Origin of the sequence: Streptomyces cellostaticus (assembly GCF_001513965.1) — a bacterium.
Lineage (GTDB): Bacteria > Actinomycetota > Actinomycetes > Streptomycetales > Streptomycetaceae > Streptomyces > Streptomyces cellostaticus.
The window spans coordinates 66,481-89,949 of sequence record NZ_KQ948032.1; the positions used below are offsets into that span (position 1 = coordinate 66,481).

The 23,469-nt window shown below is 71.4% G+C and carries 19 protein-coding genes; 6 read left to right on the plus strand and 13 right to left on the minus strand.

The annotated features are described in order from the left end of the window. Window positions 1–81: 81 nt before the first annotated feature. The 4 genes from AQI88_RS28470 (at window position 82) to AQI88_RS28485 (ending at window position 5,759) form a co-directional block, all read left to right on the plus strand. Window positions 82–1,437 (plus strand): aspartate aminotransferase family protein, encoded by a 1,356-nt coding sequence (locus AQI88_RS28470; RefSeq protein ID WP_067004578.1) that lies wholly within the window; start codon window positions 82–84, stop codon window positions 1,435–1,437. Window positions 1,438–1,548: 111 nt separating this feature from the next. Then, window positions 1,549–2,241 carry a GntR family transcriptional regulator gene (locus AQI88_RS28475; RefSeq protein ID WP_067004580.1) on the plus strand — a complete coding sequence of 231 codons (693 nt, stop codon included), beginning with the start codon at window positions 1,549–1,551 and terminating at the stop codon, window positions 2,239–2,241. Beyond that, entirely contained in the window at window positions 2,238–5,042 is a 2,805-nt protein-coding gene (locus AQI88_RS28480; protein WP_079057851.1) for a dolichyl-phosphate beta-glucosyltransferase, read from the plus strand. Before AQI88_RS28475 ends, AQI88_RS28480 begins: the two co-directional genes overlap by 4 nt. 66 nt (window positions 5,043–5,108) lie before the next feature. Further along, window positions 5,109–5,759, plus strand: coding sequence for a hypothetical protein (locus AQI88_RS28485; RefSeq protein WP_067004582.1), 651 nt, complete (start codon window positions 5,109–5,111; stop codon window positions 5,757–5,759). An 11-nt stretch (window positions 5,760–5,770) separates the two neighbouring features. Here AQI88_RS28485 and AQI88_RS46105 read toward each other — a convergent pair whose 3' ends face one another. The 3 genes from AQI88_RS46105 to AQI88_RS28495 form a co-directional block, all read right to left on the minus strand. Next, a complete protein-coding gene (locus AQI88_RS46105; protein WP_159050410.1) occupies window positions 5,771–6,124 on the minus strand; it encodes a hypothetical protein in 354 nt (117 codons plus the stop codon). A 172-nt stretch (window positions 6,125–6,296) separates the two neighbouring features. Next, a complete protein-coding gene (locus tag AQI88_RS28490) occupies window positions 6,297–8,114 on the minus strand; it encodes a bifunctional metallophosphatase/5'-nucleotidase (protein ID WP_067004583.1) in 1,818 nt (605 codons plus the stop codon). Between the two features lie 273 nt (window positions 8,115–8,387). Continuing rightward, entirely contained in the window at window positions 8,388–9,671 is a 1,284-nt protein-coding gene (locus tag AQI88_RS28495) for an adenylosuccinate synthase (RefSeq protein WP_067004584.1), read from the minus strand. Window positions 9,672–9,868: 197 nt separating this feature from the next. On the opposite strand from AQI88_RS28495, the gene AQI88_RS28500 reads away from it, so the two are divergent. Both AQI88_RS28500 and AQI88_RS28505 read left to right on the plus strand, forming a co-directional pair. After that, window positions 9,869–10,726: a diacylglycerol kinase family protein gene (locus AQI88_RS28500; RefSeq protein WP_067004586.1), complete on the plus strand. Its 858-nt coding sequence runs from the start codon at window positions 9,869–9,871 to the stop codon at window positions 10,724–10,726. A 135-nt stretch (window positions 10,727–10,861) separates the two neighbouring features. Beyond that, on the plus strand, window positions 10,862–12,370 hold the full coding sequence (locus tag AQI88_RS28505; RefSeq protein WP_067004588.1) for an APC family permease: 1,509 nt from the start codon (window positions 10,862–10,864) through the stop codon (window positions 12,368–12,370). A 41-nt stretch (window positions 12,371–12,411) separates the two neighbouring features. On the opposite strand, the gene AQI88_RS28510 is transcribed toward AQI88_RS28505, so the two are convergent. The 10 genes from AQI88_RS28510 to AQI88_RS28555 all read right to left on the minus strand — a co-directional run bounded on the left by AQI88_RS28510 (window position 12,412) and on the right by AQI88_RS28555 (window position 23,422). Then, on the minus strand, window positions 12,412–13,632 hold the full coding sequence (locus AQI88_RS28510; protein WP_067004590.1) for a cytochrome P450: 1,221 nt from the start codon (window positions 13,630–13,632) through the stop codon (window positions 12,412–12,414). Between the two features lie 19 nt (window positions 13,633–13,651). Continuing rightward, window positions 13,652–14,317, minus strand: coding sequence for a response regulator (locus AQI88_RS28515; protein ID WP_067004592.1), 666 nt, complete (start codon window positions 14,315–14,317; stop codon window positions 13,652–13,654). Next, the gene (locus tag AQI88_RS28520) at window positions 14,314–15,669 is read right to left on the minus strand and encodes a sensor histidine kinase (RefSeq protein ID WP_208615926.1); all 1,356 of its coding nucleotides are present in this window, start codon (window positions 15,667–15,669) and stop codon (window positions 14,314–14,316) included. Before AQI88_RS28520 ends, AQI88_RS28515 begins: the two co-directional genes overlap by 4 nt. A 126-nt stretch (window positions 15,670–15,795) precedes the next feature. Next, on the minus strand, window positions 15,796–16,470 hold the full coding sequence (locus tag AQI88_RS28525) for a response regulator (protein ID WP_067004596.1): 675 nt from the start codon (window positions 16,468–16,470) through the stop codon (window positions 15,796–15,798). Beyond that, window positions 16,467–17,834, minus strand: a complete 1,368-nt coding sequence (locus tag AQI88_RS28530; protein WP_244184367.1) for a sensor histidine kinase — start codon at window positions 17,832–17,834, stop codon at window positions 16,467–16,469. Before AQI88_RS28530 ends, AQI88_RS28525 begins: the two co-directional genes overlap by 4 nt. A 10-nt stretch (window positions 17,835–17,844) precedes the next feature. Further along, window positions 17,845–19,116, minus strand: coding sequence for an acyltransferase family protein (locus AQI88_RS28535; RefSeq protein ID WP_067004600.1), 1,272 nt, complete (start codon window positions 19,114–19,116; stop codon window positions 17,845–17,847). Then, the gene (locus AQI88_RS28540) at window positions 19,109–20,125 is read right to left on the minus strand and encodes an alpha/beta hydrolase (protein ID WP_067004601.1); all 1,017 of its coding nucleotides are present in this window, start codon (window positions 20,123–20,125) and stop codon (window positions 19,109–19,111) included. Before AQI88_RS28540 ends, AQI88_RS28535 begins: the two co-directional genes overlap by 8 nt. Window positions 20,126–20,287: 162 nt before the next feature. Then, window positions 20,288–21,175, minus strand: a complete 888-nt coding sequence (locus AQI88_RS28545) for an alpha/beta hydrolase (RefSeq protein WP_067004604.1) — start codon at window positions 21,173–21,175, stop codon at window positions 20,288–20,290. Window positions 21,176–21,369: 194 nt separating this feature from the next. Beyond that, a complete protein-coding gene (kynU, locus tag AQI88_RS28550; RefSeq protein ID WP_067004605.1) occupies window positions 21,370–22,581 on the minus strand; it encodes a kynureninase in 1,212 nt (403 codons plus the stop codon). Continuing rightward, window positions 22,574–23,422: a tryptophan 2,3-dioxygenase family protein gene (locus tag AQI88_RS28555; protein ID WP_067004608.1), complete on the minus strand. Its 849-nt coding sequence runs from the start codon at window positions 23,420–23,422 to the stop codon at window positions 22,574–22,576. The genes kynU and AQI88_RS28555 overlap by 8 nt, the downstream gene beginning before the upstream one ends. Window positions 23,423–23,469 lie beyond the last annotated feature (47 nt).

Genomic DNA, 23,469 nt, shown 5'->3' on the forward strand with positions numbered 1-23,469 from the left:
ACAACCTGTCGCGGAAACGCCCCGCCCAAGGAACAAGACGCCGATGTCGCGTCCGCATGCCGGACATTTACGCTCGCCCGCATGACCCCTCAGCCCAACCCCGACGCCGGCGCCGCAGTGAAGGCCGCGGACCGTGCGCATGTCTTCCACTCCTGGTCCGCCCAGGACCTCATCGACCCGCTCGCCGTCGCCGGCGCCGAGGGGTCGTACTTCTGGGACTACGACGGCAAGCGGTACCTGGACCTCACCAGCGGGCTCGTCTTCACCAACATCGGCTACCAGCACCCCACGGTCATCGCCGCGATCCAGGAACAGGCCGCGAAGATGACGACCTTCGCGCCCGCGTTCGCCGTCGAGGCGCGCTCGGAGGCGGCCCGGCTGATCGCCGAGCGGACCCCCGGCGACCTGGACAAGATCTTCTTCACCAACGGCGGCGCGGACGCCGTGGAGCACGCGGTGCGCATGGCCCGGCTGCACACGGGCCGCCCGAAGGTGCTCTCGGCGTACCGCTCGTACCACGGCGGCACCCAGCAGGCCGTGAACATCACCGGCGACCCCCGCCGCTGGGCCTCCGACAGCGCCGCCGCCGGTGTCGTCCACTTCTGGGCGCCCTTCCTCTACCGCTCCCGCTTCTACGCCGAGACCGAGGAGCAGGAGACGGCGCGGGCCCTGGAGCACCTGGAGACGACGATCGCCTTCGAGGGGCCGGGCACGGTCGCGGCGATCATCCTGGAGACCATCCCCGGCACCGCCGGGATCATGGTCCCGCCGCCCGGCTATCTGGCCGGGGTCCGGGAGCTGTGCGACAAGTACGGGATCGTGTTCGTCCTGGACGAGGTCATGGCCGGGTTCGGGCGGACCGGTGAGTGGTTCGCGGCTGATCTGTTCGGTGTCGTCCCGGACCTGATGACCTTCGCCAAGGGTGTGAACTCGGGTTACGTGCCCCTCGGTGGTGTCGCCATCTCCCAGAAGATCGCGGAGACCTTCGGCAAACGGCCGTACCCGGGCGGGCTCACCTACTCCGGGCACCCGCTGGCCTGCGCCGCCGCCGTCGCCACGATCAACGTGATGGCGGAGGAGGGCATCGTCGAGAACGCCAGGCACCTCGGCGAGACCGTCCTCGCCCCCGTCCTCGCCGAGCTGGCCGAGCGGCACCCGAGCGTCGGCGAGGTCCGCGGTGTCGGCATGTTCTGGGCGCTGGAACTGGTGAAGAACCGGGAGACCCGGGAGCCGCTGGTGCCCTACAACGCGGCCGGCGAGGCGAACGCCCCCATGGCCCGCTTCACGGCCGCCGCCAAGCAGCACGGCCTGTGGCCCTTCGTGAACATGAACCGGACCCACGTCGTCCCGCCGTGCAACGTCACGGAGGCCGAGCTGAAGGAGGGCCTCGCGGCTCTGGACGCGGCGCTGAGCGTCGCCGACGAGTACACCGCGTAGCCGAACCGCAGCTGCCGCCCCGGGAAGCCGAACGCGTAAGGTGGCGTGCTCGTAAGAGATGGCGAGTACGTGCGAGTACGTCACCCATACGTGTGAGGAGAGGCCCGGACGATGCCCGGCAACGGCGCCGTGACGCGCAGCACCCTTCGCCAGCAGATCGCGGATGCGCTGCGTGACGAGGTGCTGGCGGGGCGGTTGCAGCCGGGCCGGGCGTTCACCGTCAAGGAGATCGCCGACCAGTACGGCGTCTCGGCGACGCCGGTCCGCGAGGCGCTGGTCGACCTGTCCGCGCAGGGCATCCTGGAGGCCGACCAGCACCGCGGCTTCCGCGTCCCCGAGTACTCCCTCGCCGACTACCGGGACATGATCGAGGCCCGCAGCCTGGTCACCGACGGCATGTTCCAGGCCCTCGCCACCGGCCGTCCGGCCTTCATCGACACCGATGACCCCCGGACGGCGGCGGCCCTGACGGCCGTACGCAGGCGCGGCGAGGAGGTCCAGCGGGCCGCGGCGGCCGGCGACCTCACGGTGCTGATCGGCTACGACCTGCGCTTCTGGCGCGAACTGAGCGGCCTGTTCGGCAACGCCTACCTGGCCGACTTCCTGCACCGCCTGCGCGTCCAGTCCTGGGTCTGCGCGGTCCAGCACCTGCGCCGCCTGCCCGACATCCGCGGCCACCTGTGGTCCGGCCACACCGACCTGGTCGACGCCCTCGCCCGCCGCGAGACGGAAGCGGCCCGCACCATCGTGGCCACCGCGAACGCCCACTCCCTGGCCCTGGTAGAACGTCTGGCCACCAAATGACCGGCCCCACCACCAACCCGAGCCACCCACCGGCGGACCGCACCACGAGCGCCTACCGCGCGGGCGACCACTCCACAGAGAACCGCACCACGGACGCCTACCCCACGGGCCACCACCCCGCAGAGGACCACCCCACGGGCCACCACCCCGCAGAACGCCACCCCGCAGGCAACAGCCCCGCAGAGGACCACCTCGCAAGCCACCATTCCGCAGAGGACCACCCCACGGGCCCCCTCCCCACCCCCGCCGACGCCCCTCCCACCCCCATCCCCCACCCGCGAGCCGCCGACGGTGCGGGCGCCCCACCGGGGCCACCCGCACCCGGCGACGAAAGCTGCACGGGTGGTGCGGGTGGGAACGAAAAGGGCGCCGAAGGCGAAGCCGAGGCAGGCGCCCCCGTCGACCTCTCCGTCGTCATCCCCGCTTACAACGAAGAACACCGGCTGGACCCCACCCTCAACGCCATCACCACCTACCTCACCGAGAACGAGGGCCGCTGGGGCACCTGGGAGGTGATCGTCGCCGACGACGGTTCGACCGACGGCACCCGGAACGTCGGTGCCCTGGCCCACCCCCGGGTCCGGCTCCTCACCAGCCCCCGCAACCGAGGCAAGGGCCACGCCCTGCGCCTCGGCGTCGCCGCCTCCCGCGGCCACCGGGTCCTGACCACCGACGCCGACCTGTCCGCCCCCATCGAGGAACTGGAGCGCCTCGACAAGGCCCTCAGCGAGGGCAACACGGCCGCCATCGGCTCCCGCTCGGTGCCCGGCGCGGACATAGCCCACCGCCAGCACCGCGCACGCGAACTGCTGGGCCGCGCCGGAAACCTCCTGATCCGCCGCACGGCCGTACCGGGGATCCGGGACACCCAGTGCGGCTTCAAGCTGTTCCAGGGCGACCGCGCCCGCGAAGCCTTCCGCGCCGCCCGCCTCGACGGCTGGGGCATCGACGTGGAGGTACTGCATCACTTCCACCGCGCCGGCTGGCCCCTCGCCGAGGTCCCGGTCCGCTGGAGCCACCGCCCCGGCTCCAAGGTCGGCGCCCTGGACTACCCCCGCGTCCTCACCGACCTCGCCCGCATCAGGGCCCGCTCGCTGCGCCCCGCCGACCTGCTCGCCACCGCGCTCTTCCTGATCATGTCGGTGGCCCTGTACTCCGGCCGCTTCTTCGCCCCCTCCCACCGCTATCTGACCGACTCCATGCAGGACCAGAACCAGTGGGAGTGGTTCTTCGCGGTCACCGCCGACAGCGTCGCCCATCTGCACAACCCGCTCTTCACCGACCTCCAGGGCTTCCCCGACGGCGTCAACCTCATGGCCAACACGGTCATGCTGGGCCTGTCGGTGCCCTTCACCCCGGTCACCCTGCTGTTCGGCCCCGCCGTCGCCCTCAGCCTGTGCATGACGCTGGGCCTCGCCGCGACCGCGGCCGCCTGGTACCGGCTGATCGTGAAACGGGTCGTACGGCGCCGGGCGGCAGCCTTCGTCGGCGCATCCCTCGCGGCCTTCGCCCCGCCGATGGTCAGCCACGCCAACGCGCACCCCAACTTCGTCATCCTCTTCATGATCCCGCTGATCATCGACCGCGCGCTGCGCCTCACCACGGGCGCCCGCGTGGTCCGGGACGGGATCGTGCTCGGCCTGATGGCGGCCTACCAGATCTTCCTCGGCGAGGAGCCGCTCCTGCTCGCGTCGATCGGGATGGTCCTGTTCGCGGCCGCCTACGGCGCCGTACGCCGGGACGTGGCGCGGGCGGCCTGGCGGCCCCTGCTGAAAGGCCTGCTGATCGGCGGAGCCGTCTGCCTGCCCCTGGTGGGATACGCGCTGTACTGGCAGTTCGCCGGCCCCCAGAGCTACCAGGGCATCGGGCACGGCGACAACGCCGGCAACAGCCCCCTCTCCCTGCTCGCCTTCGCCGAGCGCTCCCTCGTCGCGGGCGACGCGCAGATCGCCGGCTCCCTCTCCCTGAACCCGACCGAGCAGAACGCCTTCTACGGCTGGCCGCTGGTCGCCGTCGCCTTCGCGATCGTCGTACGACTGTGGGAACACGCCCTGGTCAAGGCGCTGGCGTTCACCACGGTGGCCGCGGCGGTGCTCTCCCTCGGCCCGAAGATCCGCATCCCGCTCACGGACACGGTCTACCCGGGCCCGTGGGCCCTCCTCGCCGACAAACCCCTCTTCGACTCGGTGATCGAGGGCCGCTTGGCGATGATCTGCGCCCCGGCCCTCGGCATGCTCCTCGCGCTCGCCGTCGACCGCGCCGCCGCCTCCCGGAACCTGACCAGCCAGTACCTCGGCCTGCTGGGCGTGACCCTCGCGCTGCTCCCGCTGATCCCGGCCCCGCTGAAGTCCACGGACCGGGTCGCGGTGCCGGCGTTCATCACGGACGGGACCTGGAAGTCGTACGTCCACGAAGGCGAGACCCTGGTCCCGGTGCCGCTGCCCGACCCGGGCGCCGCCGAGGCCCTGCACTGGCAGACGGCGGCCCACCTGGGCTTCAAGCTGCCGGGCGGCTACTTCAACGGCCCCTGGGGCGAGGATCACATCGGCATCTACGGCGCCTCCCCGCGCTACACCTCCAACCTGCTCCGGGACGTCCGCTACACGGGCGTGGCCCCGCCGATCGGCAAGGAGTGGCGGACGCAGGCCCGGCAGGACTTCGCCTACTGGAAGGCGGGCGCCCTGGTGCTGGCCCCACAGCCCAACGACGGCGTACTGCGGACCGTCCTGAAGCAGTTGACCGGGCAGGACGGGAAGTGGACCGGCGGCGTCTGGGTATGGGACCTGCACAGGGGGAGCTGAGCCTGCGCCGTACCAATTACTCTGCTTACCCGTGCCATGAACACCACGCTGTGTGAGGAGCTTTCTTTGGCCTGTGACCTGTGGCTGGTACCGCTCGTGGACGTGTTGTGCCACACCCCGGACAACCCCTTCGCCGAGGAACTCGCGCACTACAACAACGCGCTGGCCGCGGCCGGTCTCCCGCCGGTGCCGGTGTACCAGTACATGCCGGGCCTGTCCGGCGAGGTCGCCCCGGTGGCCGGTTTCGACTACGACGCGCTGCACTTCCTGCGCCGGGCCTACCTGCTCCAGGTGTGCGGGCTGCCGGTGACCCCGGTGGACGAACTCGGCGGCGACTACGAGCAGCTGCTGGAGATGTTCGAGTCGACGGCCCAGCAGTCCCACCTGGTCTGGCACTACGACCACGCGGGCGCGTACGTCCCGGTCGACTTCCCGCACCCGCTGTCGAGCGACGACCTCCTCGCGGGCGGCGGCCCCTTGGGCTCCTCCCAGACCCTCCTGCGCGAACTGGAGTACGTGGCCGGGTCGATCGGCATCGACCCGGCCAATCCCCCGGCCGCCCCCGAACCCCCCTCCGCCCCCACAGAGTTGGAGCAACCGGCCGCCCCGGCTCCGTACGACCCCAGCCCCTTCGCCCGCGAGCGCCACGTCTGGCTCGGCCTGCACGCGGCGGCGACGCGGTCCCTGGCGCAGGGGTCGATGATCGTGTTCAGCTGAGGGTCAGGGGGTCACACCGGCAGCTGCGGACCCGGCTTCGGAATCCCAGGCGCCGGCGCCACCGGACCCGGCTTCCCCTGAGGAACATGCGGCACATCCGGGATCTGGGGAACCGGTCCCGGCTTCGGCAGCCCAGGAATCTGCGGCACCGGAGCCGGAGCCGGCTTGCAGGGCTTACAGCTGTGACCCTTCTTCTTCCACTTCTGCCCCTGATCATCCTTGTAGCCCGGCTTCACGGAGACGGACGCGGTGTGCTGCTGCTGTTCGGCGGCAAATGCGCTGGCCGGTACCAGCGCACCGCCTGCCGCGATGACGGCCGAGACGCTGATGAGCAGGAACCGGTGTGAGCGAGCTACGCGCTGCATAGAAATTCTTCCTCGCGGGTGTCGAGTCACGCCCAGGACTTCCCTGGGCGATGCCTGCGCCGCACTCTCGTGCAGCCATGACTCAAGTACGCCCCAGCCACCGATTCCCGTCACGCCACCCCATCTCGTGGCTTGACACATCCACCCGGCCTGCGATAGTCGCCGCCGAAGCTCAGAACACCGGGGTCCCGTCCTGCGTCAGCTTCCAGTTGGTGACCGCGAAGTCCGCCGGGTCGAGGGTCTTCTTCGCCGTCACGTAGTCGATCATCAGCTGGCGGATCTCGTTGGTGGAGCTGTAGGCGGTCGGCGCCGTGGCGATGGCCGGGTACCCGGAGCCGCCGTTCGCGCGGTAGTTGTTGACCGCCACGACGAAGACCTGGTCGTCGGCGACCGGGGCGCCGTTGCAGGTGAGGTTCTTGATCCGGGAGCCTTCCGGCTGGGCGATGTCGATCTCGTAGTCGACACCCGCCGCCGTGTCGTACATGTAGTCCCAGAACTTGTTGGCGTTGGTCAGCTTGGCGGTGTCGACCTTCGTGCCCGCCGGGACCTGGTAGTAGTACTTCGCCGCGTACTCCAGGTAGGCCTTGAGCTGCGCGCCCGTCAGCTTCTTGCCGTAGAGGGTGTTGTCGTAGATGTAGAGGCCGGCGATGTCCTTGATGGTGACGCTGCCCTTGGGGATGTCCGCCGTGCGGCTGAAGGGCGCGGCGACCGAGATGAGCGGGAGCGCCGCGTCCGCCGTGGACAGCCCCGCCTTCACCGAGTCCATCTGGACCTTGTGGATGAAGTCCATGATCGGCACGTCCTTCCAGCAGGACTCGGCCGCCGAGAGGTCCTCGGTGCAGGTGCCGACCGCCGTGTTGACGTACTTCACGACCAGCTCGTGGTCGGCCTCCAGGAGCTTCTTGATCTCCGGGTCCTCGTCCACCGTGTTGGGGTTGAGGGTCTGGGCCTTCTTGCTCGTGACCTTCCACTGGCCGTGGTGGAGTTCGAGCTCGAAGTCGAAGACGCTCAGGCGGTAGCCCCAGCAGTACGGCTCGGAGAGCAGCACCTCTTCGCCGGTCTCCGCGTTCTTCACCGTGTAGGACGGGACTTCCACATGGGTGTGGCCGACGAGGATCGCGTCGATGCCGGGCACCTGCTCGGCGACGAGGTTCGAGGCGTTCTCGACGTACGGGAGCGAGTCGCCGTAGGACGAGGAGCCGTCCATGCCCGAATGGTCGGTCAGGAAGACGACGTCACAGCCGAGGGCGCGCAGCCGCGGGACGTACTTCTTGGCCTGCTCGACCAGGCCCGGGAAGACCATCTTCCCGCTGACGTTGTCCTTGTCCCACAGGGCGATACCGGGGTTGGTGAGACCGAGGATGCCGACCTTGATGTCCGGCGCGCCCGGCACGCAGATCCGCTTCACGGTGTACGGATGGAAGGCGGGGCGCAGGGTCTTCGCGTCGAGGGCGTTCGCACCGAGCAGCGGGAAGTGACACTGGCTCTCGAACTTGCGCAGCGTGTCGATGCCGTAGTTGAACTCGTGGTTGCCGAGGGCCGCGGCGTCGTAGCGCATGTGGTTCATGGCGACGGCCATCGGGTGCCTGGGGCCGCGCTTGCCGTCGGTGCCGGTGATCGGGTCGACGCGGGCGAAGTAGTAGGCCAGGGAGGTGCCCTGGATGATGTCGCCGGCGTCCACGAGCAGCACCCGGTGCTCGCCCTTCGCCTCGCGCTGCTGCTTGATGAGGGTGGCCACCCGGGCCACGCCCACGGAGTTGCCCGCCTTGTCGGTGTAGGCGGCGTCCTTGTAGTAGTCCCAGTCGAAGACGTGGCTGTGCAGGTCGGTGGTGCCCAGGATGGAGAACGACCAGGTGCGGGGCGTCTTTTCGGGGCGCTGATCGGCCGCCTGGGCGGGGGCTGCCGCGACGGTCCCCGCGGCGGCGACGGCCGCCCCGGTGACGGCCGACTTCTTCACGAACTCCCGGCGGTTCATGGGACTGCGGGGCATTCAAGGCTCCTGGGGGGCTGGGGTGAGGAGATTTTCTGCGCGGGTGCCGTGTGGGGCTACCCGCGTAGATGCTTCTCAGGACCTATCGGACCCGGAACCAGGAACAGGTCATGCTCAAGTCAATTTCTGGAATGATCGCGAGCAGCGCGACGCCCCCGGCGGCCGGAGCCGACGGGGGCGTACGGGAGTGCGTCATCCAGGTTGACGCAAGATCAACGCGGGGCGACGCCCGCGAAGTTCACGACTGCACCGCGCACAGGACGACGGAGCGGCCTACAGGAACGACTTGATCTCGATCGTCTCGTCCCGGCCCGGGCCCACGCCGATCGCGGAGATCGGGGCGCCGGACATCTCCTCCAGCGCCTTGACGTAGTTCTGGGCGTTCTTCGGCAGGTCGGAGAACGACTTCGCCTTGGTGATGTCCTCGGACCAGCCCGGCAGGGTCTCGTAGACCGGCTTGGCGTGGTGGAAGTCCGACTGGGAGTACGGGAGCTCCTCGACTCGCCTGCCGTCGATCTCGTACGCCACGCAGACCGGGATCTGCTCCCAGCCGGTGAGGACGTCCAGCTTGGTGAGGAAGAAGTCGGTCAGGCCGTTCACGCGGGTCGCGTAGCGGGCGATGACCGCGTCGAACCAGCCGCAGCGGCGGTCACGGCCGGTCGTCACGCCCCGCTCGCCGCCGATGCGGCGCAGCGCCTCGCCGTCCTCGTCGAACAGCTCGGTGGGGAAGGGGCCGGCGCCGACGCGGGTCGTGTACGCCTTGAGGATGCCGATGACCCGGCTGATCTTCGTCGGGCCCACGCCGGCGCCGGTGCAGGCACCGCCCGCGGTCGGGTTCGAGGAGGTGACGAAGGGGTACGTGCCGTGGTCGATGTCCAGGAGCGTGCCCTGGCCGCCCTCGAACAGGACGACCTTGTCCTCCTCCAGCGCCTGGTTGATGACCAGCACGGTGTCGGCGACGAACGGCTTGATCTGCTCGGCGTAGCCCAGCAGCTCCTCGACCACCTGGTCCACGGCGATGGCACGCCGGTTGTAGAGCTTGGTCAGCAGCTGGTTCTTGACGTCGAGCGCCGCCTCGACCTTTTGCTGGAGGATCGACTCGTCGTACAGGTCCTGGACGCGGATGCCGACGCGGTTGATCTTGTCGGCGTAGGTCGGGCCGATGCCGCGGCCGGTGGTGCCGATCTTGCGCTTGCCGAGGAAGCGTTCCGTCACCTTGTCGACGGTCACGTTGTACGGCGTGATGATGTGCGCGTTACCGCTGAGCAGGAGCTTGGACGTGTCGACGCCACGCTCGTTCAGACCGCTCAGCTCGGAGAGCAGGACCGACGGGTCGACGACGACACCGTTACCGATGACCGGCGTACAGCCGGGGGAGAGGATTCCGGAAGGGAGGAGGTGGAGTGCATACTTCTGGTCGCCGACGACGACCGTGTGGCCGGCGTTGTTGCCGCCCTGGTATCGCACTACATAGTCCACCGAGCCACCGAGCAGGTCGGTCGCCTTCCCCTTGCCTTCGTCACCCCACTGAGCACCGAGCAGCACAAGTGCGGGCACGCGCGTACACCCCTTCCGGGCGGGGCATGTCCAAGGTCAGGGGCGCGGGCGTAAGGTACACCGCCGCGTGCCACCGCGACCGTCGTTGGCCGCACAACCGTCGGACCGGATGCCCCGGAATAGACGAAGCCCCTGGCGCAATAGCGCAAGGGGCTCTTGCACAAAGATGCTACCCGAGGAAGCGAGGCAGGACCGAGGTGGCAACCTTCGCGACGTCCGATCAGCTGCTGGTGATCATCGATCCGGCGGCACGACAGACGGACGGGGAGTCCGTACGGATCGTAAAAGACGTGCTCAGCGCGGGTGCGGCCGCCAAGGTCTGTCTGCCGGAGGGGCCCGAGGAATTCGCCCGGGCGCTCGGCCGGCGGGGGTCCCGGCGCCCGGTCGTGGTCGGCGACGACCGGGCACTGGTCCGCGCGGTGACCCTGCTGCACCGGCACCGGGAGCTGGCCGGATGTGCGCTGTCGGTGGTGCCGGTGGGGAGCACGCTGGCCCTGGCTCAGTCCCTGGGGGTGCCGACGAGTGCGGTGGCGGCGGCACGGACGGTGCTGGACGGCGTCGAGCGCCGCCTGGACCTCCTCGTCGACGACAGCGACGGGGTGGTGCTGGGCGCGCTGGACATTCCGCCCGCGCCGGTGCGGGCGGCGGCTGTCGCCGAACCGGTGAGCGCCGCTTCCGGGCGGCCGTGGCTGCGCACGACGTACCGCTCCCTGGTCCGCACCCTGGCCCCCCGCCCGCCCCGCCTGGCCGCCGTACCGGCCCCCGGGCCCTGCCGGCTCCGGGTGGAGGTCGACGGGGCGACGGTGGTGGACCTGGACCAGCCGGTGGAGGCGGTGTCGGTGACGCCCGGTTCCTCCGGGGCCGCCGAGGTCGAGGTCCGGCCGCTGTCGGTGGGCGCGGAGGCGACCCCGCTGCGGGCCTCCGGGCGGACGGTGACGGTGGTCGGCGGGGACTTCCGGTACCGGGCGGACGCGCTGGTCTCGGGGCCCGTACGACGCCGGACGTGGACCGTGAGCGAGGCGGCCTGGGCGCTGACGCTGCCCGCCCACCCCTGACCCATCCACCCCCCTAAAGGTCTGGTGACAAATATTTAACCCTGCCGACCCCTTGAGAGACCGGTTCTTCGTCCACCATCCTGCTCCATCAAGGCGCGGTGCGTCCGCGCGCGGCGGTCAGGAAGGGGCCACCCGATGGCAGTGGACGAGGGCGTCGCCCCGGCGGCGAAGACGGATGACGACGGAACGGTCCATCGGCTGAAACCCAATGCCGTCGGGCTGCTCGGCGTGGTGTTCATGGCCGTGGCCACGGCCGCCCCGATCACCGCCATGACCGGCAACGTGCCCTTCATGGTGTCCTCCGGGAACGGCATCGGGGCGCCCGCAAGCTATCTCGTCGCAATGGTCGTCCTGGCAATCTTTTCCGTGGGTTTCACGTCGATGGCGAAGCACATCACGTCCACGGGGGCCTTCTACGGCTTCATCTCCTACGGCCTCGGCCGCACCGCGGGACTGGCCTCGGGGCTGCTGGCGACCTTCGCGTACGTCGTCTTCGAGCCCGCGCTGATCGGGATCTTCTCCACCTTCGCCACGAGCACCCTCAAGGACCAGACGGGGCTCCACGTCCCGTGGTGGGCCTTCGCGATCCTGATGCTGGCGATCAACGCCACCGGCACCTGGTTCGGGGTGAGCGTCGCCGAGAAACTGCTGGTGGTGCTGCTGGCGACGGAGGTGACGGTGCTGGCCGCGATGGCCGTCTCGGTCGCCTTCCACGGCGGCGGGCCGCACGGGTTCACCTTCGCGCCGGTCAACCCCGTCAACGCCTTCAAGGGCACGTCCGCCGGGCTCGGACTCTTCTTCGCCTTCTGGTCGTGGGTCGGCTTCGAGTCGACGGCGATGTACGGCGAGGAGTCGCGCGACCCGAAGAAGATCATCCCCAAGGCGACGATGATCAGCGTCCTGGGCGTCGGCGTCTTCTACGTCTTCGTCTCCTGGATGGCCATCTCGGGCACCGGCGCCGGGAGCGCCGTGGAGGTGGCGACCAAGGACCCGATGGGCCTGTTCTTCAACCCCACCGAGCGCTACGTCGGCCACTGGGCGGTCGACGTCATGCAGTGGCTGATGATCACCGGCTCGCTGGCCTGTGGCATGGCCTTCCACAACTGCGCCGCCCGCTACATGTACGCACTGGGCCGCGAGGGCGTCCTGCCGTCCCTGAAGAACACCGTCGGCCGCACCCACGCCCGGCACGGCTCCCCGCACATCGCGGGCCTGGTGCAGACGGTGGTGAGCGGGCTGCTGGTGGGCGCGTTCTGGGCCGCGGGCAAGGACCCGTACAACGGCACGTACGTGCTGCTCGCCATCCTCGGCACCATGGCGATCCTCGTCGTCCAGGCCGTGTGCTCGTTCGCGGTGCTGGTCTACTTCCGCACGCACCACCCGGAGAGCCGGCACTGGTTCAAGACCTCCGCCGCCCCTCTCATCGGCGGGATCGCGATGCTCGCGGTGGTCGTGCTGCTGGTGTCCAACATGAGCGCGGCGGCCGGCTCGGAGTCCGGCTCGCTGGTCCTGAAGGCGACGCCGTGGCTGGTCGCGCTGATCGCGGCCGGCGGCATCGGCTACGCGCAGTACCTCAAGCGGCGCTCGCCCGAGCGGTACGCGCTGCTGGGGCGGACGGTGCTGGAGGAGACGAAGGAGAGGTGACGCTCCGCCGGGGAGTGCCGCGATGCGCCGTCGTTCGCTGATCAGCCCACCGCCACCTCCAGCCCCTCCAACCCCCGGATCACGAAGTTCGGCTTCCGCGTCGGCTCCGCCGCCAGGGTCAGGGTCGGGGCCTTCTCCAGCAGTGCCGTCATGGATGCCGCCAGCTCGATGCGGGCCAGCGGTGCGCCGATGCAGTAGTGGATGCCGGCGCTGAAGGAGATGTGCGGGTTGTCCTTGCGCGTGAGGTCCAGGTGACCGGGGTGTGCGAAGACCTCCGGGTCGTGGTTGGCGGAGCCGAAGAGCATGGCGATTTCCGCGCCCCGGGGGATCACCGTGCCGTCGATCTCGATGTCGTCCAGGACCCAGCGCTCGAAGAGCTGGAGCGGGGTGTCGTAGCGCATCAGCTCCTCGACGGCGGTGGGGACGAGGGAGTGGTCGGCGCGCAGGGCGGCCAGCTGGTCCGGGTTGCGGAACAGGGCCCACCAGCCGTTCACCGTCGCGTTGACCGTGGCCTCGTGACCGGCGTTGAGCAGCAGCACCGCCGTGGAGATCATCTCCTGTTCCGTCAGGCGGTCGCCCTCGTCGTGGGCCGCGATCAGGCCGGAGATCAGGTCCTCCCCGGGCTCCTTGCGGCGGGCCGCGATCAGCTCCCGCAGGTAGTCCGAGAACTCCACCGACGCCCGCACCGCCCGCGCCGCCGTCTCCTCGGACGGGTGCAGCTCGTACATCCCGCAGATGTCCGCCGACCAGGGCCGCAACTGCGCCCGGTCCGGCTCCGGGATGCCGAGCATCTCGGCGATCACCGCCACCGGCAGCGGTTCCGCCACGTCCGCGAGCAGATCGCCGCCGCCCGCCTCGACCAGCGCGGCCACCAGCTCGTCCGCCAGGCCGTGCACATACGGTTTCAGCCGCTCCACCGTGCGCGGGGTGAACGCCTTCGACACCAGGCGCCGGATCCGGGTGTGGTCCGGCGGCTCCAGATCGAGCATGCCGTGGTCGTTGAGGACGTGGAACGGCTCGTGCTCCGGCGGGGGCGCGGTCCGGCCGAAGTCGTCGTGCGTGAACCGGTGCTGATAGGTGCGGCCGAGGCGGCGGTCGCGCAGCAGCGCCGAGACGTCCGCGTGGTGCGGGACCAGCCACTGGTCGGTCGGCTCGTACCGGATCACCCGGCCGCGGGCGCGCAGCTCGGCGTAGGCCGGGTACGGGTCGGCGAGGAACGCGGCGTCCCAGGGGTCGAAAGCGAGATCCGAAGCAGCTGCCATGGACGGACGCTAGCCCGGCTCACCCCGGCGTGACCAGCCTCGCCTCGTACGCGAACACCGCCGCCTGGGTGCGGTCCCGAAGGCCCAGCTTCACCAGGATCCGGCTCACATGGGTCTTGATCGTCGACTCCGCCACCACCAGCCGCTCGGCGATCTCCGCGTTCGACAGGCCCTGCGCGATCAGGACCAGGACCTCCGTCTCCCGTTCCGTGAGCTCGCCGTAGGCCGCCTGGGCCGCCGGCATCAGGCGCGGGGACTCCGAGAGGCGCGAGAACTCCGTGATCAGCCGTTTGGTGACCGCGGGGGCGAGCAGTGCCTCGCCGGAGGCCACCACCCGCACGCCCTCCGCCAGCTGGCGGGCCGAGGCGTCCTTCAGGAGGAAGCCGGAGGCCCCCGCCCGCAGCGCCTGGTACACGTACTCGTCCAGGTCGAACGTGGTCAGTACCAGGACCTTTGCCGTGTCGTCCGCCGCGACGATCTCCCTCGTCGCCTCGATGCCGTTCAGCTCCGGCATACGGATGTCCATCAGGACGACGTCCGGGGCGAGTTCCCGCACCCGCTCGACCGCCTCCCGTCCGTTGACGGCCTCGCCGACGACCTCGATGTCCGGCATCGCGTTCAGCAGGACGGAGAAGCCCTCGCGCACCATCATCTGGTCGTCCGCGATCAGTACGCGGATCGTCATGCCTCACCCTCGCGCGCGGTGTCGGCCGCCGGCACTGGCAGGAACACCGTCACCTCGTACCCTCCGTCGGCCGTCGGGCCCGCCGTCATCTCGCCGTTCAGCATCGAGACGCGCTCGCGCATCCCGGTGATGCCGTGCCCGGCGCCCGGCGAGGGCTTCAGCAGGGCCGAGGCGGGCGGCGGGCCGTTGACTATGCGCAGGCCCAGGCCGCCGAGGACGTACCCGATCTCCACCCGCGCGCCCGCGCCCGGAGCGTGCCGCAGCGAGTTGCTCAGCGCCTCCTGCACGATCCGGTACGCCGACAGCTCGACGCCCTGCGGCAGTTCGCGCACCGCGCCGGTCACCGCCTTCTCCACCTCCAGTCCGGCCTCCCGCACGTTGGCGAGCAGCCCGTCCAGGTCGGCGAGGGTGGGCTGCGGGGCGTCCGGGGCCTCGTAGTCCTCCGCGCGGACGACGCCCAGGACCCGGCGCAGCTCGGTCAGGGCTGCCACCGCGTTCTCCCGGATGGTGGCGAACGCCTTCTCCAGCTCGGGCGGCGGGTTCTCCACCCGGTAGGGCGCCGCCTCCGCCTGGATCGCGACCACCGACATGTGGTGGGCGACCACGTCGTGCAGCTCCCGGGCGATGGTCGTGCGCTCCTCCAGCAGCGTGCGCCGCGAGCGCTCGTGCTCCGTCACCGTCTGCTGCGCGGTCACCTCCTGCCGGGCCTCGCGGCGGGTGTGCCGGACGGTGACCGCCAGTAGGATCAGCGCGGAGAGGATCAGCATCGGGGCCGTGTTGATGTCGTAGTGGTCCTCGCCGAAGACGGTCACGGACCAGAAGCCGTACAACGCGGTCAGCAGCCACATCCAGGCCGCGGTGCGCGGGCGGGTGCGGATCGCCACGACCGTGAGCACCACCAGGTGGGAGATGAAACTGCCCGGCAGCCACGGCCACATGTCCCAGCTTTCACCGACCAGCGAGGTGACCGCGGTCGCCGCGAGCGACAGCCAGAACGCGCCGACCGGACGCGCGAGGGTCAGCAGCACCGGGACCAGGGCGAGAATCCCGCACACCAGCTGCGTCGCCCCGCCCTCGCTGAAGCTCGCCGCGTTGGCGAGCATCGCCACCACGCCGGCGGCGGCCACCAGTACGTGCGGGGTCCAGGGTGCGTACTCCCTCACCCGGCCGGACAGGTGGCGGGTGAGCGGGCCGTCGACGCCCATGCGGGGCAGCGGGCGGTAGGCGAAGGCCTCGTGCATCAGGTCCTGCCGCAGCCCCCGCAGGGCGTCGACGACCATCCGGAACTCCGGGCTGCGCGGCCTGCCGGCCGCCCCCGGCGGTGTCGTCTGCGTGTGCGTCGTCTCGGTCACGTGCAAAACGGTAGGCCCCGGCGGGGTCGCGGTCGTCCCCACACAGAAGGGTCCTTGGGGATCCCTCTCAGGTACTACGGGTTCTCGGTACGACGGGCAGGGGCACGAGCAGGGGGAGGGCCGGGGTCAGCGGCCACCGGGGCGGACCAGGCCGGACTCGTAGGCGAAGACCGCCGCCTGGGTGCGGTCCCGCAGGCCCAGCTTCACCAGGATCCGGCCCACGTGCGTCTTCACCGTCTGTTCGGCCACGACCAGCCGCTCGGCGATCTCCGCGTTCGACAGGCCCTGCGCGATCAGCGCCAGCACCTCCGTCTCCCGCTCCGTCAGATCGCCCACCCGCTGCTTGAGCGGGACGCGGGGCGTGCCGTCCAGACGGGAGAACTCGGCGATCAGCCGGCGGGTGATGCCCGGGGCGAGCAGCGCGTCACCGGCCGCCACGATCCGGACCGCCTCGGCGAGCTGGTCCGCGGAGGCGTCCTTGAGCAGAAACCCGGAGGCCCCGGCGCGCAGCGCCTCGTACACGTACTCGTCCAGGTCGAAGGTGGTCAGCACGAGGACCCTGATGCCCGGGTGGTCGGCGGTGATGCGGCCGGTCGCCTCGATGCCGCCGACATCGGGCATCCGGATGTCCATCAGGACCACGTCCGGGCTCAGTTCGGCGACCTTGGCGATCGCGTCCCGGCCGTCCACCGCCTGCCCGATGACCTCGATGTCGGGCTTGGTGTTGAGCAGCACGGTGAAGCCCTGCCGGACCATCTCCTGGTCGTCGGCGATGAGTACGCGGATGGTGCCGCTCGTCATGGGGTCACAACTCCTGTCGGGGACGGGTCGGGCGGTGAGGTGGGCGGGGTGCCGTCCCGGGGGAGGAAGGCCTCGACCGTGAAGCCGCCCTGCCGGGTCCTGTTCGCGGTGACGTTGCCGCCGAGCATCGTCGCGCGCTCACGCATGCCGAGCAGTCCGTGTCCGGCGCCCGGGGAGGGCGGGACGGGCTGCTGCGGGCGGGAGTTGGTCACCGCCAGGCGCAGACCGTCCGGGACGTGTGCGACCTCGACGCGCACCCGGGACCCCGGCGCGTGCCGCAGCGCGTTGCTCAGCGCCTCCTGCACGATCCGGTACGCCGACAGCTCCACACCCGGAGCGTAGGGCCGCGCCCTGCCCTTGACCTCGGTGGCCACGTCCAGCCCGGCCGCGCGGGTGTTCTCGATCAGTGCGTCGAGCCGGTCGAGCGTGGGCTGGGGAGCGTCCGGGGCCGCTCCGGTGCCGGGGGCCCCGAGGCCGTAGGGGTCCTCGGGGTTCTCCGAACGCAGCACGCCGAGCACCCGGCGCAGCTCGGTGAGCGCCTCCAGCGCGTTCTGCCGGATGCTCGCGAGGTTCTCGACCAGCTCCTGCGACGGCTGCTCGACGAGGTGCGGGGCCACCTGCGCCTGGATGGAGATGACCGACATGTGGTGCGCGACCACGTCGTGCAGCTCCCGCGCGATACGGCTGCGCTCCTCCAGCAGGGTGCGGCGGGCCCGCTCCTCCGCGGTGAGGCTGGTCTGCTGGACGAGTTCGGCGCGCGCCTCCCGGCGGCCGCGCAGGGCGATGCCGAGCACCACGACGACCGCGGACAGCACCACCGCGATGATCCCGGTGGGCTGGTAGTGCGACCCGCCCCACACCCCCTCCAGGACGTAGGTGACCAGCGCGGTCAGGGCCAGTGCCTCGACCGACACCCGGGTGCGCACGCGCAGCGCGAGCAGCAGCATGACGAACAGGTGCGCGATGATGCCGGCCACGGTCCAGGGCCAGGTGAACGTCACCTCGGCCACCATGGCCAGCTTTCCGTGGACCTCGACGGCTCCCACCACGGTCCCCGCCATGGACAGCCACCAGCCCGCGATGGGCCGCCACATCGCGAGGACGATCGCGCCGCCCGACGCGAGGGCGATCGCGAAGGCCGGTCCGAAGGCCAGATGTCCGTTGTCCCCGAGCTGCGCCACCCCGCCGAGCGTGACCCCGAACGCGGCCAGCCACAGCACGCCGTGCGGCAGCCAGCGCAGCCACAGCGAGGCGGGCAGCGGATCCGGTCTGACGGTCCACAGGTCGTCGTGCAGCACCCGCAGCCAGTACCTGGCCCGGGCCGCGGCCTTCACGAGCACTCGGTTCCCCTCCGTTTCCGTCACGCGGCCCACCCTAGACACGGCGGATCGCCCGCGAGACACGGCGGACCGCCCGCGCAGTCTCCCCGTCCGCGGCCCGGTGCACCCGGACCACCCGCGAGCGCCTCCGCGCGGCGGGCCCGCCGGTGCCCGGCAAACGGCGGCGCGTCCCCTGCTCGCACCAGCGGAACGCGGTCCAGCACAGGGCCAGGACCAGGGTGAACACCGGGAGCCAGAGGAGCCGGGCCGCCACCCAGCCCAGGCTGTCGGGGAGCGTGTGCAGGCCGGGGAGGCGGCCCGCCAGCAGGGCCGTTGCCGTCGTGGCCATCAGGGCCGTCTGGTGCCACAGGAAGATCGTCATCGCGGAGAGGTTGACCAGGGCCACGGCCGCCCAGACGAGCGGGCGGCGCATCGCCCGCCGCAGCCGGTCGCGCAGGAGAAGGGCCAGACCGCACTGGGCCAGGCCGAAGGTGACGGCCGCCAGGGTCGGCGGGTTGAGGTTGGAGACCGGTGCGCCCGGGACGCCGACCATCGACGCGGGGTAGCCCGCCCCCGTCACGAGGGCGACGGTGGCCGTCGTACCGCCGAGGAGCAGGACCCAGGCCGCGCGGCGGGTCTCCAGCTCGCCGCGGGTCCAGGCGGCGCCCAGGGTGTACGGGACCAGCCAGCCCGCCGCCAGGTTCACCCAGCCCAGCCAGGAGGGGCCGAGGTGCAGGCCGAAGCGGAGGACGTCCACGTGCAGGACGACGGCCAGGGGCCAGAGCGGGCTGAGCCGGGCGACCAGCGGGGTGGCTGCCGTCAGCGCGGCGAAGACCAGGAGGAACCACAGGGGAGACAGGGCCAGTTTGACGAGCGTGTGGAGCGTCCCGAAGGGGGTGCCGGACAGCAGCAGGGCCGTCGCCGCCACCGTCCACAGGGTGAGGAGGGCGAGGACCGGCCCGAGGAGGCGGGCCAGACGGGTGCGCAGCCAGGCGCCGTACGGCACGCCCCGGGCCCGGGCGGCGGCGTGGCTGCGGGTCGCCACATGGCCGCCGACCAGGAAGAACACGGCGAGGGTCTGGAAGGCCCAGGAGACCGGGGCCAGCCAGGGCAGGTGCTGCAGCGGGCTCGCCGTGTGCAGCGTGCCGTCGTCCGCGACCAGGGCCGTGACCAGCCAGTGGCCGAGGACGACACCGAGGATCGCGAAGGCGCGCAGGGCGTCGACCGCGCGGTCCCGGGATGCGGGTGTGGCGGTGTCCACGCGGTGGGCACCCTGACGGATCGCGTGCAGCGCGCGGCGCGGGGCGCTCAGGGCCGGCTCAGACACGGGTCACCTCCGAGGTCTCGCCGAGGGTGATCCGGGCCAGGTTGGCGAGGGAGGCCGAGCCCGGGGTGAAGTAGCCGCTGTGGTCGGCGCCCGCGGCGTCGAAGACCCGGGCGCCGAAGGCGCGGGAGACCGGGTCGGTGCCGAAGCCGACGGTGGTGAAGAGGAGGTCGGCGCGGACGTGCGGGACGTGGGCCACCCAGTCGTCGCTGCCGCGGGCCGCCCAGACGCGGGCGGGCGTGTGCAGGCCGGAGACGCTGTCGGCGCCCGTGCCGGGGCTGCCGACGAGGGCGATGTCGTCGGCGGGCAGGCCGTGGGCGGCCCGGCCGCAGACGACCGAGCCGTAGGAGTGGCAGAGCAGGGAGAGGTGGGCCCGGGCGGGGGCGAGGGTGCGCAGCTGCCGTACGAGGGCGCGGAGGCGGGGGGCCGCCTGGTCGGCTCGGGTCGCGGTGGTCACCGTGGTGCTGACCGTGCCCGGGGTCCGGTAGCCGAGCCAGGCGACCACGGCGACGTGCGTGCCGGTGGGGGCGCGGTGCGTGAGGTCGTCGTACAGGGCTGCCGCCGCCCGGTGGAAGCGGCCGTAGGTGTCCAGGGAGGTGTCGGAGCCGGGGACGAGGACCGCCACGTGGTCGGCGTGGGTCAGGTCGCCGAGGATCTCCGTGGCCAGTCCGGTGCCTCGGCCGTCGAAGGAGAGCAGGTGGCGGGAGGGGGCGGCCAGGGCGCGGTCCGCGGCGGCGCGGTGCTTGTCGCCGTGGGCGGCGGCCATGCGGGCCGCCTCGGTGGCGTTGGCCCGGTTCCCCTCGTACGCGGTGTGCAGGGTGGAGGGCGTGAGGGGGGCCAGGGTGGCGGGGGGCGGGGCAGGGATTTCGGGGCGGGCCGCGCCGGAGAGGGGGGCGACTATGGCGGCGGTGAGGAGAGTGGAGAGGAGGGCACGGCGCCAGGTGGGGCTTCGACGTGCGTTGCGGTGCGTCGGCGGCTGTGGGTCCGCCGTGTCCGGCCGTGCTTGCCCCATGGTCGGCTTCCCTTCAGATCGCCCGGCCATCGGGCTTGTCTGACAAGGAAGTTAGGAATCGGGGGCTGTCGACGGCATCCCGCCAGGGAGCTGTCCTGGGTTGTAGCTCTCAGGTACTACGGGTATGACCGGGGCCGGTCCCCTACGGGAGCACCGGGCGCTTCACCAGGCGAGCTGGGCGATCTCCTCCGCCACCACCGCGCACGCGTCCGCCGCCGGGTCGATCAGCGGGAAGTGGCCCACGTCCTCCAGCAGCGTCAGGCCCACCACCTCGCCCGCCTTCGCCGCCGCGTCCGCGTACGACTCGGCCACCTGGTGCGGCACCACCAGGTCGGTACGGCCCTGGACCAGGGTGGTCGCGATGCCCGTCGGGAGGAGGAGCGCGGGGTCGGCGTAGGGCTGACGGTCGGCGAACTCACCCTCGCCGCCGAGGAGTTGCAGCGCCGCGTTGCCGCAGACGTCCAGTTTCTCCGCCACGGCGAAGTCCGCGATCGGGGCGAGTGCGACGACGCCGCGCAGCAGGGCCGGGCCGTCGGTGCGCCAGGGGGCGTCGGCGGGCAGGACGTGGCGGGCCGCGGCCCACAGGGCCAGGTGGCCGCCCGCCGAGTGGCCGGTGAGAACCGTGCGGCGGGCGTCGGCCTGCGGGAGCGCTTCGCGCACGAGGGCGGGGAGGGCGTCGAGGGCGGCGGCCACGTCGTCGAAGGTGTCGGGCCAGCGCCCGGCCGGAGGGGTCGAGGTCTCGGTGTGCTGTGCGGGGATCTTGGGGGCGCCGCCTCTGCGGTACTCGACGTTGGCCACGGCGAAGCCCCGGCGGGCCAGGTAGTCCGCGAAGGGGGTGATGTGGCGGCGGTCGTAGCGGGCGCGCCAGGCTCCGCCGTGCAGGACGACGACCAGCGGGGCGGAGGCGGTGTCGGTACGGGGAGCGTAGAAGTCGATCACCTGGTCGGCATGGTCGCCGTATGCGGCGGTGACGTCGGGGTCGACCGGGGAGTGCGAGAAGGCCGACTCCTCTTCGGCGGCGGCGCGGGCTGCTGCGGCGTCGTCCGGCATGCTCCAACCTCTCAGCGACGGAACGGTTTTGGCGGACCGGGCGGGAATTCTTCGTCGGCCGTTGGCGGGGACGGTATCAGGCCGGTGACATGCGGGGACATGCGGATGTCACGGAGGGTGAGGGTAAACGGTTCTGTGCGGGCGAGGGGCGGAGTGCGGCTGCACCCCGCCCCCTTGCCGTCCCGGCTCGGCTGCTACCCGAGCACCTCCCCCAGCACCCGGGCCGCTCGTTCCGCGTCGCCGAAGCCGACGTACAGCGGGGTGAAGCCGAAGCGGAGGATGTCGGGGTGGCGGAAGTCGCCCACGACTCCTCGGGCGATCAGGCGCTTCATCACCTCGCCCGCGTCCGGGCAGCGCAGGGCGACCTGGCTGCCCCGCTCGCCGTGCGGCTCCGGAGTGACCGAGACGACCCGGCCCGGCTCGGTGTACGCCGTGACGCACTCCAGGAAGAAGTCCGTCAGGGCCAGCGACTTGGCACGGACCGAGGAGACCAAGACGCCGTCCCAGACCTCCAGGGCCGCCTCCAGGGCCAGCATGGACAGGATGTCCGGGGTGCCGACACGGCCGCGCAGGGCGCCCGGCGCCGGGGCGTACGACGGACTCATGCCGAAGGGGTCGGCGTGGGAGTTCCAGCCGGGCAGGGGCGAGTCGAAACGGTCCTGCAGATCACGGCGGACGTAGAGGTACGCGGGCGAACCAGGGCCGCCGTTCAGGTACTTGTACGTGCAGCCGACCGCCAGGTCGACCCCGTGCTCGTCCAGGCCGACCGGCAGCGCGCCCGCGCTGTGGCACAGGTCCCAGACCGCGAGCGCGCCGGACGCGTGGATCGCGGCGGTGAGCGCGGGCAGGTCGTGCAGGCGGCCGCTGCGGTAGTCGACATGGTTCAGCAGGACCGCCGCCGTGCGCCCGCTCAGCGCCGAAGGCACCTGCGCCGGGGTGAGCGCCCGCAGCCTGCGGCCGGTCATCCGGGCCGCCGACTCGGCGATGTAGCCGTCCGTGGGGAACGTCGTCGCGTCGACCAGGATCTCGTCCCGGTCCTCGCCCGCCATCCGGATCGCCGCCACAAGTGCCTTGAAAACGTTGACACTTGTCGAGTCGCCCACGACGATCTGGCCCGGCGCCGCGCCCACCAGCGAGGCGATCCGGTCGCCGATCCGCTCGGGGGCCGTCCACCAGCCGCTCTCGTCCCAGGAGCGGATGCGCAGTTCGCCCCACTGCCGGCGGACGACGTCCTCGACCCGGCCGGGCACGTTCGCCGGCAGGGCTCCGAGTGAGTTCCCGTCCAGGTAGATCCCCGCGGCGTCAGCCGCATGATCGGATGCAGTATCCAGGACGAAGCGGGAGCGCAGCGGGGCCAGTTCGTCCGCCGCGTCCAGCTTCTGCGCGCGCAGCACCAGCTCAGACATGAGACCTCGCCGTCCACAGCTCCGGGAACACGTTCTTGCGGGCGCGCTTCTCCAGCCAGGCCACGCCGGCCGAGCCGCCGGTGCCGGGCTTGGCGCCCATCGCACGCCGGGTGGCGACCAGGTGGTCGTTGCGCCATCGCCACACCAGCTCGGCGACGTCGGTCAACGCCTCGCCCAGGCGGGCCAGTTCGGCGTCCTCGTCACCGGAGTAGACCGCCGACCAGGCCGCCTCCACCGCGTCGGAGGACTCGTAGCGCTGGGCGACGTCCCGGTTCAGGACGGAGGCGGGGATCAGGTGGCCGCGGCGCGCGAGGAGCCGTACGACCTCGTCGTACAGGCTCGGCTCGTGCAGCGCCTTCTCCAGTTCCGCATGGACGCGCGGGGCGCCGCGGTGCGGGACGAGCATCGACGCGGACTTCTCGCCGAGCAGGAACTCCATGCGGCGGTACATCGCGGACTGGAAGCCGGAGCCCTCGCCGAGGGCCGAGCGGTACGAGTTGAACTGCGCCGGGGTCAGCTGGCCGAGCGGCCTCCAGGAGGCGTTCAGGGCCTCCAGTTCCCGTACGGAACGCTTCAGCGCGGCGACCGCGGTCGGGACGTCATCGCCGCGCAGGGCCTTCGCGGCGGTCTCCCACTCGTGCACGATCACCGTGAACCACAGCTCCATGACCTGGGTCGTCACCAGGAAGACCATCTCTCCGGGGTCGTCGGAGAGGGTGTGCTGGAGGTGGGTGAGCACGTCCGCCTTGACGTAGTCCTCGTACGGCGTCGTACCCGCGAAGTCGAGATGCGGGGTCTCGGGCTCAGCGGCCTCGAAAGGGGGGTGAGCCTTTTGGGACATCGCTGTCTCCTGTGTGTTACTCCGGGTAGCGGTCCGCCCCTGCCGAT

Bases quoted from the DNA above. Each gene is read 5' to 3' on its own strand.
- AQI88_RS28470 (WP_067004578.1), top strand. From the start codon at position 82: ATGACCCCTCAGCCCAACCCCGACGCCGGCGCCGCAGTGAAGGCCGCG.
- AQI88_RS28475 (WP_067004580.1), top strand. From the start codon at position 1,549: ATGCCCGGCAACGGCGCCGTGACGCGCAGCACCCTTCGCCAGCAGATC.
- AQI88_RS28480 (WP_079057851.1), top strand. From the start codon at position 2,238: ATGACCGGCCCCACCACCAACCCGAGCCACCCACCGGCGGACCGCACC.
- AQI88_RS46105 (WP_159050410.1), bottom strand. From the start codon at position 6,124: ATGCAGCGCGTAGCTCGCTCACACCGGTTCCTGCTCATCAGCGTCTCG.
- AQI88_RS28490 (WP_067004583.1), bottom strand. From the start codon at position 8,114: ATGCCCCGCAGTCCCATGAACCGCCGGGAGTTCGTGAAGAAGTCGGCC.
- AQI88_RS28505 (WP_067004588.1), top strand. From the start codon at position 10,862: ATGGCAGTGGACGAGGGCGTCGCCCCGGCGGCGAAGACGGATGACGAC.
- AQI88_RS28510 (WP_067004590.1), bottom strand. From the start codon at position 13,632: ATGGCAGCTGCTTCGGATCTCGCTTTCGACCCCTGGGACGCCGCGTTC.
- AQI88_RS28515 (WP_067004592.1), bottom strand. From the start codon at position 14,317: ATGACGATCCGCGTACTGATCGCGGACGACCAGATGATGGTGCGCGAG.
- AQI88_RS28525 (WP_067004596.1), bottom strand. From the start codon at position 16,470: ATGACGAGCGGCACCATCCGCGTACTCATCGCCGACGACCAGGAGATG.
- AQI88_RS28540 (WP_067004601.1), bottom strand. From the start codon at position 20,125: ATGGGGCAAGCACGGCCGGACACGGCGGACCCACAGCCGCCGACGCAC.
- AQI88_RS28545 (WP_067004604.1), bottom strand. From the start codon at position 21,175: ATGCCGGACGACGCCGCAGCAGCCCGCGCCGCCGCCGAAGAGGAGTCG.
- kynU (WP_067004605.1), bottom strand. From the start codon at position 22,581: ATGTCTGAGCTGGTGCTGCGCGCGCAGAAGCTGGACGCGGCGGACGAA.
- AQI88_RS28555 (WP_067004608.1), bottom strand. From the start codon at position 23,422: ATGTCCCAAAAGGCTCACCCCCCTTTCGAGGCCGCTGAGCCCGAGACC.